Annotated in this window: 13 protein-coding genes; 9 read left to right on the plus strand and 4 right to left on the minus strand. The window is 48.5% G+C overall.

What is annotated here, in order from left to right; all coding sequences use genetic code 11:
* The first annotated feature begins 79 nt into the window (after nt 1–79).
* Both ABIN22_RS08525 and ABIN22_RS08530 read left to right on the plus strand, forming a co-directional pair.
* Nucleotides 80–1,792 carry a [Fe-Fe] hydrogenase large subunit C-terminal domain-containing protein gene (locus ABIN22_RS08525; protein ID WP_109733801.1) on the plus strand — a complete coding sequence of 571 codons (1,713 nt, stop codon included), beginning with the start codon at nt 80–82 and terminating at the stop codon, nt 1,790–1,792.
* A gap of 1 nt (nt 1,793) precedes the next feature.
* Entirely contained in the window at nt 1,794–2,969 is a 1,176-nt protein-coding gene (locus ABIN22_RS08530; RefSeq protein ID WP_346907938.1) for a SpoIIE family protein phosphatase, read from the plus strand.
* 192 nt (nt 2,970–3,161) lie between these two features.
* Here ABIN22_RS08530 and ABIN22_RS08535 read toward each other — a convergent pair whose 3' ends face one another.
* From ABIN22_RS08535 to ABIN22_RS08545, 3 genes are read right to left on the minus strand one after another with little or no spacing between them, the layout of a single operon-like run.
* Nucleotides 3,162–5,246 (minus strand): DUF6449 domain-containing protein, encoded by a 2,085-nt coding sequence (locus ABIN22_RS08535; protein ID WP_346907940.1) that lies wholly within the window; start codon nt 5,244–5,246, stop codon nt 3,162–3,164.
* Complete coding sequence (locus tag ABIN22_RS08540; RefSeq protein ID WP_346907942.1) at nt 5,221–6,123, minus strand: ABC transporter ATP-binding protein; 903 nt, start codon at nt 6,121–6,123, stop codon at nt 5,221–5,223. The genes ABIN22_RS08535 and ABIN22_RS08540 overlap by 26 nt, the downstream gene beginning before the upstream one ends.
* Entirely contained in the window at nt 6,120–6,494 is a 375-nt protein-coding gene (locus ABIN22_RS08545) for a GntR family transcriptional regulator (RefSeq protein ID WP_109733805.1), read from the minus strand. Before ABIN22_RS08545 ends, ABIN22_RS08540 begins: the two co-directional genes overlap by 4 nt.
* 249 nt (nt 6,495–6,743) lie before the next feature.
* Between ABIN22_RS08545 and ABIN22_RS08550 the strand changes: the two genes are divergently transcribed.
* Genes ABIN22_RS08550 through ABIN22_RS08560 form a run of 3 tightly spaced genes read left to right on the plus strand, consistent with a single transcriptional unit; the run spans nt 6,744 to nt 10,816 of the window.
* Nucleotides 6,744–7,217: a complex I 24 kDa subunit family protein gene (locus ABIN22_RS08550; RefSeq protein WP_109733806.1), complete on the plus strand. Its 474-nt coding sequence runs from the start codon at nt 6,744–6,746 to the stop codon at nt 7,215–7,217.
* 2 nt (nt 7,218–7,219) lie between these two features.
* Nucleotides 7,220–9,106 carry an NADH-quinone oxidoreductase subunit NuoF gene (nuoF, locus tag ABIN22_RS08555; protein ID WP_109733807.1) on the plus strand — a complete coding sequence of 629 codons (1,887 nt, stop codon included), beginning with the start codon at nt 7,220–7,222 and terminating at the stop codon, nt 9,104–9,106.
* Nucleotides 9,107–9,118: 12 nt separating this feature from the next.
* Nucleotides 9,119–10,816, plus strand: coding sequence for a [FeFe] hydrogenase, group A (locus ABIN22_RS08560; RefSeq protein ID WP_346907945.1), 1,698 nt, complete (start codon nt 9,119–9,121; stop codon nt 10,814–10,816).
* A gap of 104 nt (nt 10,817–10,920) precedes the next feature.
* Here ABIN22_RS08560 and ABIN22_RS08565 read toward each other — a convergent pair whose 3' ends face one another.
* Complete coding sequence (locus ABIN22_RS08565; RefSeq protein ID WP_346907947.1) at nt 10,921–11,145, minus strand: hypothetical protein; 225 nt, start codon at nt 11,143–11,145, stop codon at nt 10,921–10,923.
* A 672-nt stretch (nt 11,146–11,817) separates the two neighbouring features.
* Here ABIN22_RS08565 and ABIN22_RS08570 point away from each other — a divergent pair.
* From ABIN22_RS08570 to ABIN22_RS08585, 4 genes are read left to right on the plus strand one after another with little or no spacing between them, the layout of a single operon-like run.
* The gene (locus tag ABIN22_RS08570; protein ID WP_346907949.1) at nt 11,818–13,959 is read left to right on the plus strand and encodes a hypothetical protein; all 2,142 of its coding nucleotides are present in this window, start codon (nt 11,818–11,820) and stop codon (nt 13,957–13,959) included.
* Nucleotides 13,960–13,972: 13 nt separating this feature from the next.
* Nucleotides 13,973–15,268: an ABC transporter substrate-binding protein gene (locus tag ABIN22_RS08575; protein WP_109733810.1), complete on the plus strand. Its 1,296-nt coding sequence runs from the start codon at nt 13,973–13,975 to the stop codon at nt 15,266–15,268.
* A 51-nt stretch (nt 15,269–15,319) separates the two neighbouring features.
* Entirely contained in the window at nt 15,320–16,159 is an 840-nt protein-coding gene (locus ABIN22_RS08580) for a carbohydrate ABC transporter permease (protein ID WP_346907951.1), read from the plus strand.
* Nucleotides 16,152–16,979, plus strand: a complete 828-nt coding sequence (locus ABIN22_RS08585) for a carbohydrate ABC transporter permease (RefSeq protein ID WP_346907953.1) — start codon at nt 16,152–16,154, stop codon at nt 16,977–16,979. Before ABIN22_RS08580 ends, ABIN22_RS08585 begins: the two co-directional genes overlap by 8 nt.
* Nucleotides 16,980–16,995 lie beyond the last annotated feature (16 nt).

A 16,995-nucleotide genomic window follows, 5' to 3' on the forward strand; every position in this document is an offset into this window, starting at 1 on the left:
CGGTTCTGCCGGTAATTTGTAACAATAAATAGGAATTGAAAGTCCAGAAAATCTTGTAAAGCAGGAGGAAGAGAAAGTCATGAGAGTCATTGATTTTAAGGATGCAAAATGCCGACACTGTTATAAGTGTGTGCGCTATTGCATGGTAAAGGCGATTTCGGTACAGAATGAGCAGGCACATATTTTGAAGGACCACTGTATTAACTGTGGCCGCTGCATGGAGATCTGCCCGCAGAATGCGAAGACGTTTGCCAGTGACATGGACCGGGTGAAAGGATACTTAAGACAGGGGTTTAAGACCATCATCTCGATTGCCCCGTCTTATCTCGGCGTACTGGAGTTTGACCGTCCCGGCCAGGTGGTGGATGCGCTGCAAAGACTCGGTTTTGCCGAGGTTCGTGAGACTGCCGAGGGGGCGGCGATGGTTACGGATGAGTACAAGAAGATCATTCGCGAAAAGAAGATGCCGAATATCATCACGACCTGCTGTCCAAGCGTCAATGATCTGGTTGAAAAGTATTATCCGGACTGTGTGGACCTGCTGGCACCGGTCGTTTCCCCGATGGTGGCGCACGGGCGTTATATAAAAAAGGTATATGGGGACGATGTGAAGGTCGTATTTCTGGGGCCGTGCATTGCCAAGAAGCAGGAGGCAATCGGGGATGAGAGGGTATTTGGTGCGATTGATGCCATCCTGACATTTGAAGAGCTTGCTATCTGGCTGGAAGAGGCCGGAATCAATATCCATGACTGTGAAGACCGGCCGATGGGGAATCCGGACCCGAAGGTCAACCGCCTGTATCCGATCAGCGGCGGTGTGATACAGTCTGTCGTAGCTGAGGAAGAGGCAGATACATACCACAAGGTTTACGTGGACGGCCTGTCAAACTGCATGGAAATGCTGGAATGCCTTCAGAGAGGCGAGCTGGACCACTGCTTTATCGAGGCAAATGTCTGTGAGGGAGGCTGTGCAAAAGGGCCGGCATCCGCCAGATGGAACACCTCCTATGTAAAGGCAAAGATAAAGATTGAAAACGAGGTATCCCACAAAGCGGCGCGGAATCTTCCGGACATGAGTACAGAGGAACTGTACAAACAATTTGAGGATAACAGGCTTAAGGACCCTGTACCTACAGAGGAAGAAATCCGGGAGGTGCTGAAATCCACGGGGAAATATTCCGTGGAGGATGAACTCAATTGTGGCGCGTGCGGGTACCCGACCTGCCGCGATAAAGCGATTGCGGTCTGCCAGAACAAGGCGGAACTGTCCATGTGCATGCCATATGCACTAACACAGGCCGAGTCCATGTCTAACGTCGTGATGGACGTTACACCGAATATGATCTTCATCATAGACAGCACCTTAAGAATCCGTGAATGCAATAAAAAGGCACAGGACCTGCTTGGTGTGGGCAGGGATGAGGCCGTGCAGCGATATATTTTTGAGTTTATCGTGGCTGACGATATTGAGGAAACCCTGCGGACCAAAGAGCCTGTGATCCATAAGAAAATCCAGCTGGAACATGGCAGGATGACTGCGGAGGAGACGATTGTATATATCGAAAATCTGGATTCAGTCCTTGTTACTTTCCAGGATATTACGAGGGAAGAAAAGATTAAAGAACAGCATTACAACCTGAAGGTAGAAACAGTGGAGATGGCCCAGAAGGTCATAGAAAAGCAGATGATGGTTGCACAGGAGATTGCGGGCCTGCTCGGAGAGACGACAGCTGAGACGAAGGTAACCCTGACAAAGCTTCGGGATTCTATCCTCAATGAAGGGGAGGAATAGTATGAGCGTTAGTATTGATGTGGCTTGGAAGAGCCTGAACAAGCACCACGAAGAATTATGCGGTGATAAGGTGGAGATATTAAAGACCGAAGATTCCGACATTGTGATTCTTGCGGACGGGATGGGAAGCGGTGTGAAAGCGAACATTCTGGCGACACTGACCTCCAAGATTTTAGGGACGATGCTGTTTGAAGGTGCCGGGATTGAATCCTGCGTGGAGACGATAGCGAAGACGCTTCCGATCTGTCGGGTCAGGAAGGTGGCATATGCAACCTTCAGTATCCTGCAGATTTTCCATAATGGGGAGGCCTATCTGGTGGAATTTGACAACCCGGACTGCGTCTTTGTGCGGGATCAGAAGATCGTAAAATACCCGTATGAAGAGCGGGTTATAGAAGGAAAGAAAATTCACGAGTACCGGTTTCAGGTCAGGCAGAATGACTGCTTTGTACTGATGAGCGACGGCGTGATTTATGCGGGGGCCGGGGAAATATTGAATCTACAAGGCTGGACGTGGGAGAGCATGGCCGAGTATACACTGCAGTGTACGAAGAAGACGCTGTCTGCTTCCAGACTCGCAGCTCTTTTGAGTCAGGCATGTGACGACCTGTATGTACAGAAACCGGGCGACGACACCACGGTAGCCGTAGCAAGAGTCATCGAGCGAAGAGTGGTGAACATCTTTACCGGACCGCCGAAGAGCAAGGATGAAGATGAAAAGCTGATGCATGAGTTCATGCATATGGAAGGGAAAAAAGTCGTATCCGGCGGTACAAGCGCCAATATCGCAGCCCGTGTGCTCCACAAAGAGATTGTTACCAAAATAGACCGCAGCGATCCGTCCGTTCCCCCGATGGCGTCCATCGCCGGACTGGATCTGGTAACCGAAGGCGTGCTGACCCTCGGAAAGACGTTAAAGCTTTTGAAACGATATATCAATGATGAGTTTGACGTCGAATTCTTTGACGAGCTGGATGCTAACAACGGTGCATCAAAGCTGGCAAAGCTGATTATCGAAGAGTGTACCGAGCTAAACCTGTTTGTAGGCACGGCGGTTAATGAGGCACATCAGGACCAGGAACTTGGATTCGACCTGAGTGTACGGATGAACCTGGTTGAACAACTGATCCATGCGGCTGAAAAAATGGGAAAGAGAGTTACGGTAAAGTATTATTAAACAGACTTTATAAGAAAAAATTTCTTAAAAAATGCCTACCCTGTCGTGACCAACAGAGTAGGCGCATCCTTGATTAGGATGTAAACAATACTTGAGGTTCCACCTTGTGGGCGGTGCTCTTTTATGTAGTTACTATAACACATTCTTTATATATCGCAAGTAATAGGTAATCTAATATTTATATCAACTTTGTTAACGTGCCTCAGGAATGATATAGACATTAGGATAAGCCTGTCCTGCTAATATGATTTCTACAGATCCGGCGGCAGTCTGTCTGCTGCCGAGGATTCCGGAACATTCGTCGTAGTCTATTTTTTTCAGTATCTGTCCGATTTTAGCGGGGTCTGTGATGGTGATTCCTGCGCCGGATGTGTACTCTTTGATATAAGCTTTTGCATCCAGATCACCCTGACCGTCGATATTCGGGTAGTATGTGATAGAAGTTACATCTTCCGGGGCTATTTTCTCCCGAAGGGTAATTCCATAATCATGCAGCAGTTTTAATGTGCCTGTATAAGATTTATAAATATAGAACTGTCCGAGCTGTGCGGTATTTTCGCCCGCATAGATGTCCTGCTCCGGGTATGTGTTTAAAATCTCCAGAACCAGTTCGCCCAGGGGGGATTCATATTGCAGATCGGCAATATCTGCTGCCAAAACGTCTTTTTCATATGCCTCGAGAAGCTCATTCTGCTGTTCGCGGCTGAGCGGGAGGGACATGGGCTGGTAATAGAGGTCCTGCACAGAAACCTTTAACACATCATCTTTATCGAGATGGAAGACAGGAAACAGTTCTCTCCGGTAATCCTTATTTTCACACAGCTTTGATAATGTATTCAACAGTCCGGTGCGGTCGACGGCATATCTCCGGTAAATATCTCTTCCGTTTTTCATACCATACCTTACAGAGATACTTAAATAATTGTAGGAGGAAGATTCATAATCCACTGTCTGGGGCGTAATCTTGTCCTGTACATTCTGGATACCGTCTTTCGCCAGCTGGTAAAGCGGCGCATAATCGGTAAAGGCGGCGTTTTTGGCAGTAAGCTGGTCGTAGGAGAGAGAGTAGATGTTTTCGGGGTAAGTAAAATAGCCCGAAAACAAGTCTGCATAAACAGACATATTGTCAAGTCTGCGCTCCGGCGGCAGGTAAGAGTCATAGCCAAACAAATCAAACTGCAGAATACAGAGAATGACGATGACTGCGCCGACAGAGATTCCCGAAGAGGCCTTCCCAGAAAGAAGTTTCGCGAGATCTCTGTGATAAATAAATTCGATGAGCATACACAAAAGGACAGCGGCCAGTATACTGGTAATTATGAGCCACCTTACACTGCCATAAAATTTCAGGGAAATGATGAACATGCCCAGAAACAGCGAGGTGGGAACCGTTATCAAAACCTTAATCACCGGTGCAGAAGACCGGAATGCAAGGGCATTCTCAGCGGCCTCGGCAGGGTAATGCCGGTATACGAAAAGTGCGGCGCCGAGAAACAGAAGGGCAGTTATGACCGAACAGATGATCAGGGCGGGGGATGAGGGTGACGCTGTGGAGCCCCTCAATACTTTCGTATACAGCAATGCAGGGGACGAATAAGACTGCAGTTTGTCTATAAAACCTGTAGGCATTCCATTATACCATGTTGCGAAAAACTGATCGGACAATCCATCGAACAATGAAAGTATAACGGTGCCGTAAACTAAAAGGACCAGTGATGCCAGAACGCCTGTGACGATACGTCCTGTCAGGAACATGGCCAGGATACTCACGTGATAGCAGATGAGAAATCCCAGAATACCCCCCAGAAGTGCGCTTACACAGAGAAGAGGGATGTTTCCGGTCATCAGCCCATTCGCATAACCAAGCAGTATGGTGCAGAGACCAAACAGGAGGTATGGCACGAGAAAGATAAGCAGTCCCCCGGCATAAGAGATCGTGAACCACTGCATCCGGCTTAACGGCATCCCATGATAGAAGTCCTGTTTTTCTCTGGAATGCAGATAAGCAAAACCGCTTACTGCACAAAGTACGGCAATTACAAGAATAAATATGGAAAGAGGTCTGCGCCCGGTCCCATTGAGCATTTGGGGAAACAGTTCGGAGATCCATTTCAGGCTCTGTCCGTCTCCGGAGCTCTGGTGTTTCATCGTGTCAAGAGTGATCATCGTATAAACAGGCATCAGCAGGAAGGTAAAGACAGCGGTAAGTGCGGCGAGCCAGCCCCGGTTCCTGATGTCCGCTTCAATGAATTTAAAGTATGATATTTTTGATGTCATAGCCGGCTACCTCCGTTTCACTGATAAAGATTTCTTCAAGTGTCAGTGGCAGTACTTCTGCAAATACCGGATTCTTCCGGTTTACACATTGCAGGAGCGATTCCTTCGTTCCCCTTGCAGTAAGCAGAAGAAGGGAACCTGTCTTTTCGTACTGCAGAACTGTGAGTTCCTTTATAAGCTGCTGTTCCAGGGCTTCGTTCGGAAGTACACACTGAATTTTATGTACATGATATTTTAAATGGTCCAGCTCTTCGGTCAGAAGAAGCTTTCCGTTGTGGATGAGTCCGATGCTGTCACAGATATCCTCCAGCTCGCGGAGATTATGGGAGGCGATGACCGGAGTGAAATCCCGCTTCATAAGTTCGGATGCAAACAGGCTCTTTACGGCCTGCCTCATAACCGGGTCAAGCCCGTCAAAGGTCTCGTCACAGAGCAGATAATCTGCCCCAGTGCAGATACCAAGCAGGATGGATACCTGTTTCTTCATTCCTTTTGAAAAGGTATTCAGCTTTCTGCTGAAATCAATATTGAGCTTATTGGCGAGTGTATTAAAAAGTTTACAATCGAACCTTGGATATGCCAGAGCATAATAATCACGCATAACGGCTGCCGATGCATTTGGAAAAAAGTAAGGGGTATCTGATAAAAAACAAATCTTTTCTTTTGCAGCAGGGTTTTCCGATACGGGTATCCCGTCTGCCAGAACCTGTCCCTTATCCGGCATCAGTACTCCGGCGATCAGACGCAGCAGCGTGCTCTTGCCGGCACCGTTGCTCCCGACGAGTCCGAAGATCATTCCTTCCTTAATGGAAGCATTCATATGGTCGATTGCATGGACATTCTGAAACGTCTTATCAAGATTCTTTAATTCGATCATGACTCCCCTCCTTCTGAATAATACTGGTCTATATAATTCCTGCATTCGTTCTGGGTGATGCCGATTTCCCTTCCATAAGCAAGCAGAGCGTCCAGATCCTGAAAAAATGCCTGCTTCTTCTCTTCAGCCAGCTTACCGGAACCCGAGACAAAATTCCCTCGCCCCTTAACCGGGTAGATATATCCCTGCTGTTCCAGCTGTGTATAGGCTTTCTGGATTGTATTGGGGTTAATCGAAAGCTGCAGGGCAAGTGAGCGGACAGAAGGCATCTGGTCATCCGGTTCGAGAACACCCTTTAAAATGAGCATCTCAAACCGCTCTACAATCTGTTCGTAGATGGGTATCCTGCTCTGATAATCAATGGTAATCATACCGGTCCTCCTGTTTTCTTGAGTGTATCAAGTGTACTATTTCAAATAATACACTTATGATAACATGATGTGGTTAAACTGTCAACAAAAGAAGAACTGTTTTCACTTGAAAAAAAACTGTTTTCCTATTGCTAATTAGAGGGATTTAACATATAATTATTCGTAATTGATAATTTTTTAACTATATTATACAATGGTTGATTTACAGCAGATTTTTTTGTTCTGTAAACAAAATGAAGGAGGTATCCCATGTTAGAACAGACCTACTATGATAAGGCCGATGAGATTATTGAATCGCATGGAGCCAAAGCGGCATCCCTTATCCCGATTATCCAGGACATTCAGACAGAGTATCGCTACCTGCCGCCCGAACTGCTAAGTTATGTGGCGGGAAAATTAGAGATCAGCGAAGCAAAAGCCTACAGTGTGGCAACTTTTTACGAGAACTTTTCTTTCGAACCGAAAGGAAAGTATATCATTAAAGTCTGTGACGGAACAGCCTGTCATGTCCGCAAGTCTATTCCTATTCTGGAGAGACTTTATACAGAACTGGGGCTTTCGAAGGAGAAAGCGACCACGGATGATATGATGTTTACGCTGGAGACAGTATCCTGTCTCGGGGCCTGCGGACTCGCACCGGTTCTGACGGTGAATGACAAGGTCTATCCGGCTATGACCCCGGATGCAGCTGCTGAACTGGTTCGTGAATTGAGAGGAGCTTAAAGATGGAAAGAATTGAAAACAGAGAAGCTCTCGGAAAGGTTCGTGAAACTTCCAGAGCAGAAATCGAGAAAAGTAAATGCAGAGTCCTGATCTGTGCAGGGACAGGCTGTCTGGCAGGAGGCTCAGGCGCTATTTATGACAGAATGTGCGAGCTGGTCAAAGAAAATCCGGATGTGGAGGTGCACTTCGGGCCTGAAATTGCACACGGCGACGGGGAGATCGGCATCAAGAAGAGCGGATGCCACGGTTTCTGTGAGATGGGTCCCCTCATGCGGATCGAACCGCAGGGAATCCTGTATACAAAGGTACAGGTTGAGGACTGTGAAGCGATCTTCCACAGGACAATTGAAAAAGGGGAGCCGATCCGCCACTTATTGTTTAAGCAGGACGGAATCGAATATCAGAAGCAGGAAGACATCCCATTTTATAAGAAGCAGACGAGAAATGTCCTGAAGAACTGCGGACACATTGATTCAGAGCATATCGAGGAATATTTTTCCACAGGCGGATACCAGGCGCTGGAAAAGGTACTGTTCCATATGAAACCGGAAGACGTGATTCAGGAAATTACAGAAGCAAACCTGCGTGGACGCGGGGGCGGCGGTTTCCAGACAGGGTATAAATGGTCACAGGTTGCGAGGCAGGCGGAGAAAGAACGCTACGTTGTCTGTAACGGTGATGAGGGCGACCCGGGTGCTTTTATGGACAGAAGTATCATGGAAGGCGACCCGCATAAGATGATCGAGGGTATGATGATCGCGGCATATGCTGTCGGTGCATCACAAGGGTATATCTATGTACGTGCAGAATACCCGCTGGCAATCAGCCGTCTGAAACTGGCGATTGCCCAGGCTGAAGAGTGCGGCCTGCTCGGAGACGACATTTTAGGAACCGGTTTTTCATTCCATTTACATATCAACCGCGGCGCGGGAGCTTTTGTCTGCGGTGAAGGAAGCGCATTAACTGCATCGATCGAAGGCAGCAGGGGTATGCCCCGTGTAAAACCGCCGAGAACGGTAGAACAGGGCCTGTTCGGGAAACCGACCGTATTGAATAACGTAGAGACGTTTGCTAACGTTCCGATGATTATTTCAGAAGGCGCAGAGTGGTTCAAGAGCATCGGGCCGGAGAACAGCCCGGGAACGAAAGCATTTGCCCTGACCGGAAGTGTAAAGCACACCGGATTGATCGAGGTCCCGATGGGGACGACACTGCGTGAAGTGATCTATGACATCGGCGGTGGAATCAAGGGCGACGGAGAGTTCAAGGCCGTCCAGATCGGCGGGCCGTCAGGCGGCTGCCTGATCACACCTCATCTGGATGTAAATCTGGATTTCGATTCCCTTAAAAAAATGGGGGCCATGATCGGTTCCGGAGGGCTGGTTGTCATGGATGACCGCACCTGTATGGTAGAGGTGGCGAGATTCTTTATGAATTTCACACAGAATGAAAGCTGTGGAAAATGTGTGCCATGCCGGGAAGGGACGAAGCGTATGCTTGAGATTCTGGAACGTATTGTGGCGGGCAACGGAAAACTGGAGGATCTGGACCTTCTGGAGGAACTGGCAACGACGATCACAGAGACCGCACTGTGTGGTCTGGGCAAGAGTGCGGCACTGCCGGTTGTAAGTACACTGAAGCTGTTTAGGGATGAATATGTAGAGCATGTGGTGGAGAAAAAGTGTGCGTCCCATAACTGTACGGCGCTCCGTAAATATATCATCAGTCCGGAGAGGTGCAAGGGATGTTCCAAGTGTGCAAGGAACTGTCCGGTTGGCGCGATAACCGGGCGTATCAAGGAACCATATGTCATCGACAATGAGAAATGTATCAAGTGCGGTGCCTGTGAGAGTGCGTGTGCATTTGGCGCAATACATGTGGAAGGATAGGAGGATTCGAACATGAATTATATGACAATTAACAATAGAAGGGTAGCCTTTACTAATGAAAAGAATGTTCTTTCCGTTATCCGCAAGTCAGGAATCGATCTGCCGACATTCTGCTATCATTCAGAACTTTCTACATACGGTGCATGCCGCATGTGCGTGGTAGAAGATGACAGGGGCAGGGTATTTGCGTCCTGTTCAGAGACACCGAGAGACGGGATGGTCATTTACACAAATACCCCGCGGCTCCAGCACCACAGAAAGATGATTATTGAGCTTTTACTGGCTTCCCACTGCCGTGACTGTACAACATGTGCGAAAAACGGTGTCTGTACCCTGCAGAAGCTGTCCAGACAGCTGGGTGTCATGGAGGTCCGTTTCGAAAATAATAAGAAACAGCTGCCGAAAGACATGACTTCTGAATGTATCGTCAGGGACCCGAATAAATGCATTCTCTGCGGTGACTGCGTAAGGACCTGTGATGAAATACAGGGGCTCGGTGTTTTGGACTTTGCATTCCGCGGTTCCAAGATGCAGGTTACCCCGGCGTTTAATAAGGACCTGGCGCAGACGGACTGTGTAGGCTGTGGACAGTGCCGTGCAGTCTGTCCGACAGGTGCGATTACCATTAAGCAGAATGTAGGCGCTGTGTGGAGGGCACTGGCAGATAACAACACAAGAGTCGTAGTACAGATCGCTCCGGCAGTCCGTGTAGCGATTGGAGATAAATTCGGAATCAAGAAGGGTGAAAATGTATTAGGACGCCTCGTTGCGGCACTGCGCCGGATTGGTTTCGATGAGATTTATGATACAAACTTTGGCGCAGACCTGACCGTTATGGAGGAATCCAAGGAACTGGTGGAACGTCTGGAATCAGGGGAGAACCTTCCGTTGTTCACATCATGCTGCCCGGCATGGGTGAAGTTCTGCGAGAAGAAGTATCCGGAATTCAGGAAGAACATTTCGACCTGCCGCTCCCCGCAGGAAATGTTCGGTGCGCTGATTAAAGAAGAGGCACGTATGAATGCCGAGAAGGATACGAGAAAGACGATGGTAATCTCCATCATGCCGTGTACGGCGAAGAAGTCGGAGATTACACGTCCGGAACACTTTACGGACGGGGAGCAGAACGTGGATTATGTACTCACGACCACAGAAGTAACCCGTATGATCCAGGAAGCCGGAATCGACCTCGCCCAGGTAAAACCAGAAGCACTGGATATGCCGTTCGGCATCGCATCCGGTGCAGGGGCAATCTTTGGAGTTACCGGCGGTGTTACCGAAGCTGTCTTAAGAAGACTTGTGAACAGCAATAAGGTAGAAGATCTGGAAGCAATCAGTTTTACCGGAGTGCGCGGCGTGGACGGAATCAAAGAAGCAAAGGTACAGTTAGGTGACCGGGAAGTCAGAATCGCAGTCGTAAACGGGCTCCAGAGCGCTTCCGAGGTTCTGGACCAGATGAAGGCAAGAAAGGTGAACTATGATTTTGTAGAGGTTATGGCATGTAAGAGAGGATGTATCGCCGGAGGCGGACAGCCCGTGCCGATTGGACCAAGAACAAAGAAAGCAAGACTGGAAGGACTCTACAAGATCGACAACCTGGCACAAATCAAACTGTCAAACCAGAATCCGATCGTCATGACAGCCTACGACGGAATCCTCAAAGGGAAAGAGCATAAACTTCTGCATAATGAGTATCCGGTTTCTGAATAAGGGGACGCCTGTGGCAAGACAGCCGCGGAAGTTCCGGCAGGGCCTGTGTGGTCTGTTGGGATGCTGTCCATTTACGAAGAACCACTAATGATAAAATCGGCCTTTCACAGGGCACCGACCACATTTACCGTCCAATCTTGATGATTGAACGGTGCAGGTGGTCTTACAATCTGTTTTGGAAAACAGATTGCATCCCTGTGAAAGGCCGATTTTAACATAAGCGGTTCTAACGTGCATTCTACGCATCCAAACAGACCACACAGGCCCAGCCAAAACTTCCACGTCTGCCTTGCCACAGCCTCACGTTCATCCACCGGACGAAAAATCATTTGCGGAAGTTTACTGTCTGTCAGTGAAGTGTAACAAGCTGTCTGAAGCCGTAGAATAAACTTAAAATGACATCACACCATAACTGAAAACTTCTTATGCCAGTTCTATTTATCCTGCGAATTGATACACTGCTGCCGCCGAACGACGCCGTCAGGCGGAGATTTTTCTGCTGGCTGGATGAAACAGCTTGTCCGGGGAGGGGGATGCCCTTGTCAGGATGCGTCTTTGTGTCATTACTGCCCCTTTGTCAAAACGGAAGCCAACACATGAACGAACCGCGGGACCACCAGTCCTGCGGTTCAGCCGACTTAGCATGAATGCATCAGGCATTCTTGCGTTTGTCGGCGGTGTTCATCGTGTTGGCTTCCGTTTTGATTTAGGGGCAGTTATGATACAAACCCGTATCCAGACAAGGGCATCCCCCTCCCCGGACAAGCTGTTTCATCCACCCCCCAGAAAATCCCCTAGTTCTCTTTTTGTGGATTTTGTATAGTTTTGGGGGTGTTTTTTTGTTAGTGATTTTAAAATGAAAGAAAAATGTAATGTTTTGTGCTGATTAGTTTATTTTTTTGTTTGATGTGAGGGGGTAAAATGGAAATATCTTAAGAGATGACAGAAAACGGGTCATGAAAAGATAAAAACGAAAAGATACGAAGAAGGGGGGCTGTAAGATGGACAGTCTGAAAATCATCAGCTGGTATGAGGTGTTTCCTGACGGGGATGGACGGAAGATTTATGCGGAGACAGTTTTAGGCGGGAAAGAGATTCATGCAGAAAATGTGATTGAAGTATCAGGCAGAGAGATTGCAGTTGAGGATGCCTTTTTACAGGAAGAGGGAAGTGTTAAGATCGTCCGGCGTATCAGGAAAAAGGAGAGCGCAGGGACGGGACGCGAAAAGAGCGGGATTGCATTTGGGATGGATATCCTGTTAGATGAGGGACGGCAGCTGCGGTATGGAATTCCTTCCTGCCGGTATTCTTCCGGGTTGAAAGGGAAACATACCTATATGGAGGAACGGCTGACGGCACCGATGGTTATGGCATATGTGGAAGGTACACAGACCGCGGTTTCTCTCGCAAGAACAAGGACACCTGAGTGTACGCAGGAGGAAGAAAGGAAAAGAGGGGATTCCTGTTTTCTGCACAGGACCCTGGCCGGTTCCCTTGGATATGAGTGGCGGGATGGCAGGGAGAACTTCCTGTGTGCCCGCTGGCCCTATGAGGAGATGGACAGCAGTGTGGCGCTTGATTCGAAGGGAACGCCTGTACAGGCCTTTTATCCGGTGGATGAAGAAGCGTGGGAGGCTGAACTTCATTATGAGATTAAGTGTACTTGTGACAGAACGTTTACCGACAGCCTGTATGAGAGATATCAGGAACTGGCGGGGGAGTTTGAAAATGAAGGACACCAGATAGTCAGCCTTCCGTTTACTTTACAGGAGGAAATCATCTGCCGGGAGACAAGCCTTATGAAGAGCTACCGGGAATTTGGGGAAGACGGCGCAGGATTTTTCTTCCATTTTGACCCGCGTAAAGGATATGGTTCCGAGCCGTCGGGGTTTGGGACTTCCTTCAATACGATACCACACAGCACTTATGTACACATTCTGGAATATGGATTTACCGGAAGGCAGAACCACGCGGCTTTGATACTGGCAAGGGACAAAGGCGGCGAATGGGTGGAAAGGGGCAGGAAGGTGGTGGATTTCTTCCTGAATCACTGTATTCTGGAGAATGGCTGGGTCTACTCACTCTATGACCTTAGCAAGGAGGAGCCTTTCTTTTCCTTCGGGGATCCGGAGGCACCTAAGCTCCATTATATGGATTACAGGGAAGCGAAAGGTAATTATCTCCGGACCATGACAGAACCGATGAACGATGTACTGGAATGCTATAAGTGGTATCACGATCAGGGAAGTGAGCAGAAACCGTGGCTGGAGGCTGTGATACAGTTTGCAGATCTGCTGGTCTCTCTTCAGAATGGGGACGGTTCCTGGTACCGGGCTTATGAGCCGGACGGGACGCCTGTCTTTATGCTGGAGGACCCGGGGATGGCAGAGCGGGAAAGAGAACGGGGAAGAAAGGCGGCATCGGCGATTCCTATTGTGTTCCTCTGCAATCTGGCAGAATACCTGCGCAGCAAAGGAGAAGATGCAGATGCCGGCAGCATTGCATTTAGATGGCAGGGCTATCAAAGGGCGGCTGTCAGGGCCGGAGAGTATGTCCTTTCCAGCGGATGCAGGGAGGAACTCTTTCAGGGCGGTACGCTGGATAACCCCAATGTAGTCGATAAGGAAGCGGCACAGTATGCGATGGCCGGATGCTGGCATTTATTTGAACAGACCGGGGAGAAACGTTTTCTGGATGGTGCGGTGACGGCTGCAAGGCAGTTTGTGACATGGAACTATATCTGGAATGCGCCGGTGAAGGAGGGAACCATTCTCAGTGAGAAAAAGTTCCGGACAAAAGGAATGGGAGCGATCAACTCAATCTGGTGCGGAGGCGTCGTCGACATTTATTCGCTGTTCCATATACGGGAGCTGTACCTGACGGGACGCAGGGCAGGAGATACGTTTCTGATGAAGATGGCAGACTGGATCAGCATGGCGGCACACCAGATCATGTCCTGGCCGGGAGATAAGATGGGATTTACCGATATCGGGATGCAGCCGGAAGGTTTTGGCATCTGCCCGCAGGGAATGGATGAAGGAATGATTCAAAAAGGGGATATATGGGGGACACTCGGATGGATTTATTCCGCCGGAATAGACGGCGTGGATAGATATGTAAAAGAACTGCGTAAGGCAGACTGAAGGAGGAAAAGTAATGAAGAAAAAAAGAGTATTGAGTGTGTTACTGGCGGCAGCGATGGCGGTTTCCATGCTGGCAGGGTGCGGTTCATCCAAGAAGGATGACCAGCAGAAGGCAGAGAAGTCTGACTCAGGGGCGGTTGTCCTGAATATGTACCACAGCTGGAGTACGGATTCGGAGAGAGGGGCGGCACTGGATAAGCTGATTCAGGAGTTTAATGACGAGAATAAGGGAAAGATAGAAGTAAAAGTGACTGTGAACCCTGATTTCCCGGCGTATCAGGAAAAAGTAAAGACGATGATTTCCACGGATACGACCCCGGATATCTTCCATTACAATTTTAACCCGAACGACCTGTCCAGACAGGAATCGGGGAAACTGATGGACTTTACAAAATATATGGATGACGAGTGGGCTGACAGATTCGGCGAGGGCGACCTCGAGACGCTGACTGTGAACGGTGAAATCTCATCGATTCCGTTTGAAAAGGCCGGAGCGGTTTTTTATTATAACAAAGAGCTTTTTGCGCAGGCAGGAATCGACGAATTCCCTGATACATGGGACGGGCTCCTGAAGGCATGCGCGGACTTAAAGGATGCGGGAATCACTCCGTTTTCACTGTATACAGCAGACGATGCGTGGTATACATGCAACCTGTTTACTTATCTCGCGGCAAGCTATGCAGGGACAGAGACGCTCAATGAGGGCGGAAGCATTGATACGGCTGAGATGAAAAAGGCGGCTGAGATGCTGAGGAAATTCTGGGATTATACGACCGGGGATGCCATTGGGGCAAACTATTCTGTAGCTATGAATAACTTTGCGTCCGGTAAAACAGCGATTGCGATCGACGGCCCGTGGCTGATCGGTTCCCTGACGGATATCCAGGATAAGGTCGGGATTGCCAAAGCACCGTCATTCAAAGATGGCAAGGTGGCAGAAAATTATCTTGTGACAGATGCACAGACACCCTGGGCTGCGGCGAAAACAGATGATGCAGAAAAAGAAGAGGCAATCGTGGCATTCATGAAGTATATCACTTCCGAAGAAAGTGTTAAACAGCTGACGCTGGAAGGCGCGGTTTTCCTGTCACCGAAGTTAAATATGGAAGATCCTGACGTAAAAAATACAGAAGGGCTGCTTGGAGAATATCTTGCCCTGAATTCAGTTGTTGAGGGAAGTACCGTTAATATCCAGAGAAATCTGACGACAACAGCGAATACAAAACTGCCGTCTCTTCTGGAAAGCCTTGCACTGGACAGTGTGACTCCGGATGAATTTATCGGACAGCTGTCCAAAGAAAACCAATAGGAAAAAGAAAGGGGCTGGCAAACAATGAAAAAACGGCAGACAGTGTTATATATGGCACCAGCGGTAATTCTTATCCTGGCATTCTTCTTAGGTCCGCTGTGTTATCTGGGATATGTAAGCTTTTTTGAATGGAACGGCCTCGGGCCGAAGACATTCGTTGGATTCGCAAACTTTCAGTATATATTCTCAGATCCTGTTTTTAGGATGGCATTTAAAAATACCGTTATCTGGCTTCTGTCAGCCCTGTTTTTACACATTCCCTTCGGGCTGCTTCTGGCGCTGCTTTTAAACAGGCAGCCCAGAGGATGGAAATTTCTGAGAGTCATGTATTTCATTCCCAATGTGATTTCAACGACAGCAGTTGCCTTTCTGTGGTATTTTATCTATCATGTTGATGTAGGTCTCTTAAATAATATACTGAAAAGCATTGGATTGGGAAGACTGGCGCATGCATGGCTCAATGACCCGGGGACCGCACTGGTCTGCAATCAGGTTCCGTTTATCTTCTATGTAGGGCTGACAATGATCATATTCCTGACACAGCTGTCTACCGTGCCGAAGGAACTAAAAGAAGCCGCGATGGTGGACGGCGCAACAGGACTCCAGATTGATATCCACGTCTACCTGCCGATGATGAAACCGGCAATCATTACGAATATCATGCTGAATCTGGCATTCTGCCTCAGAACGTTTGAGTATCCGTTCCTGATGACAGGAGGCGGTCCGGCGAACAGTACGACGAACCTTTCACTGTATATTTACAGGGAAATGGTCGGCTCCAACAGATATGGGATATCGATGGTGGCAGGTCTGGTAACGGTACTGCTTGGTTTCGGAATCATGATACTTGTAAATATGCTTCAAAGAGAAAGGAGGAGCCGCCATGAATAGCAGAAAATCACCCGCCCGTACAATCATGTACATATTTCTGGCAGCCGTGCTCGTATTTATGATGGTGCCGTTTTTCTGGCTGCTTGTTTCATCCTTCCGGCCGAATGCGGATCTCTTTAACGAACCGTTTGCGGTGCCGAAGCATCTTTCGCTTGAGAACTTCAAGGCAGTGATGGAAAGCCATCCGATGGTATTGTATTTTTTCAATACGGTGGCAGTGGCGGCTCTGGCAACTGTGATTTCTATTCTGTCAGCCACTCTGGCTTCCTATGCCATGCTATACAGGTTCACAAGCAGGAAAATCCTGACCGTGCTTTTCTCTATGTGCCTGTTTATCCCGACCAATGCATTCTTAGTGCCATACTATGTGATGATTAATAAGATCGGGCTCTATGATAATATTCTCGGGATCGCGCTGGTGTATGCGGGTGTAAACCTGCCGATGAGCCTGATGGTGGTGCGCGGATATATGGAGACGATTCCCGGGGAACTTCTGGAATCAGCGAAAATAGACGGGGCAACAGCGGGACAGGCTTTCCGGAAAATCATACTACCTATTTCAAAACCCGGTATCGTCACCGCCTGTGTATTCATCGTTATCAATTCCTGGAATGAACTGCTCTTTGCAAATCTTCTGAACCAGAGTGACGCTTCCAGAACGATCCAGGTGGCGATCCGTTCCTTCCTAACGACCTTCGAGGCCAATTATGCATATGCATTTGCGGCGATGGTGATTTCCATCCTGCCTACCATCGTGATCTATGCCATGCTGACAGATAAAATTATTGGGGGAATGACAGCCGGGGCGGTGAAAGGGTAAGTGAGTCCGGAAATGT

Origin of the sequence: Faecalicatena orotica (assembly GCF_905197545.1) — a bacterium.
GTDB classification, from domain to species: Bacteria; Bacillota; Clostridia; order Lachnospirales; family Lachnospiraceae; genus Faecalicatena_A; species Faecalicatena_A orotica.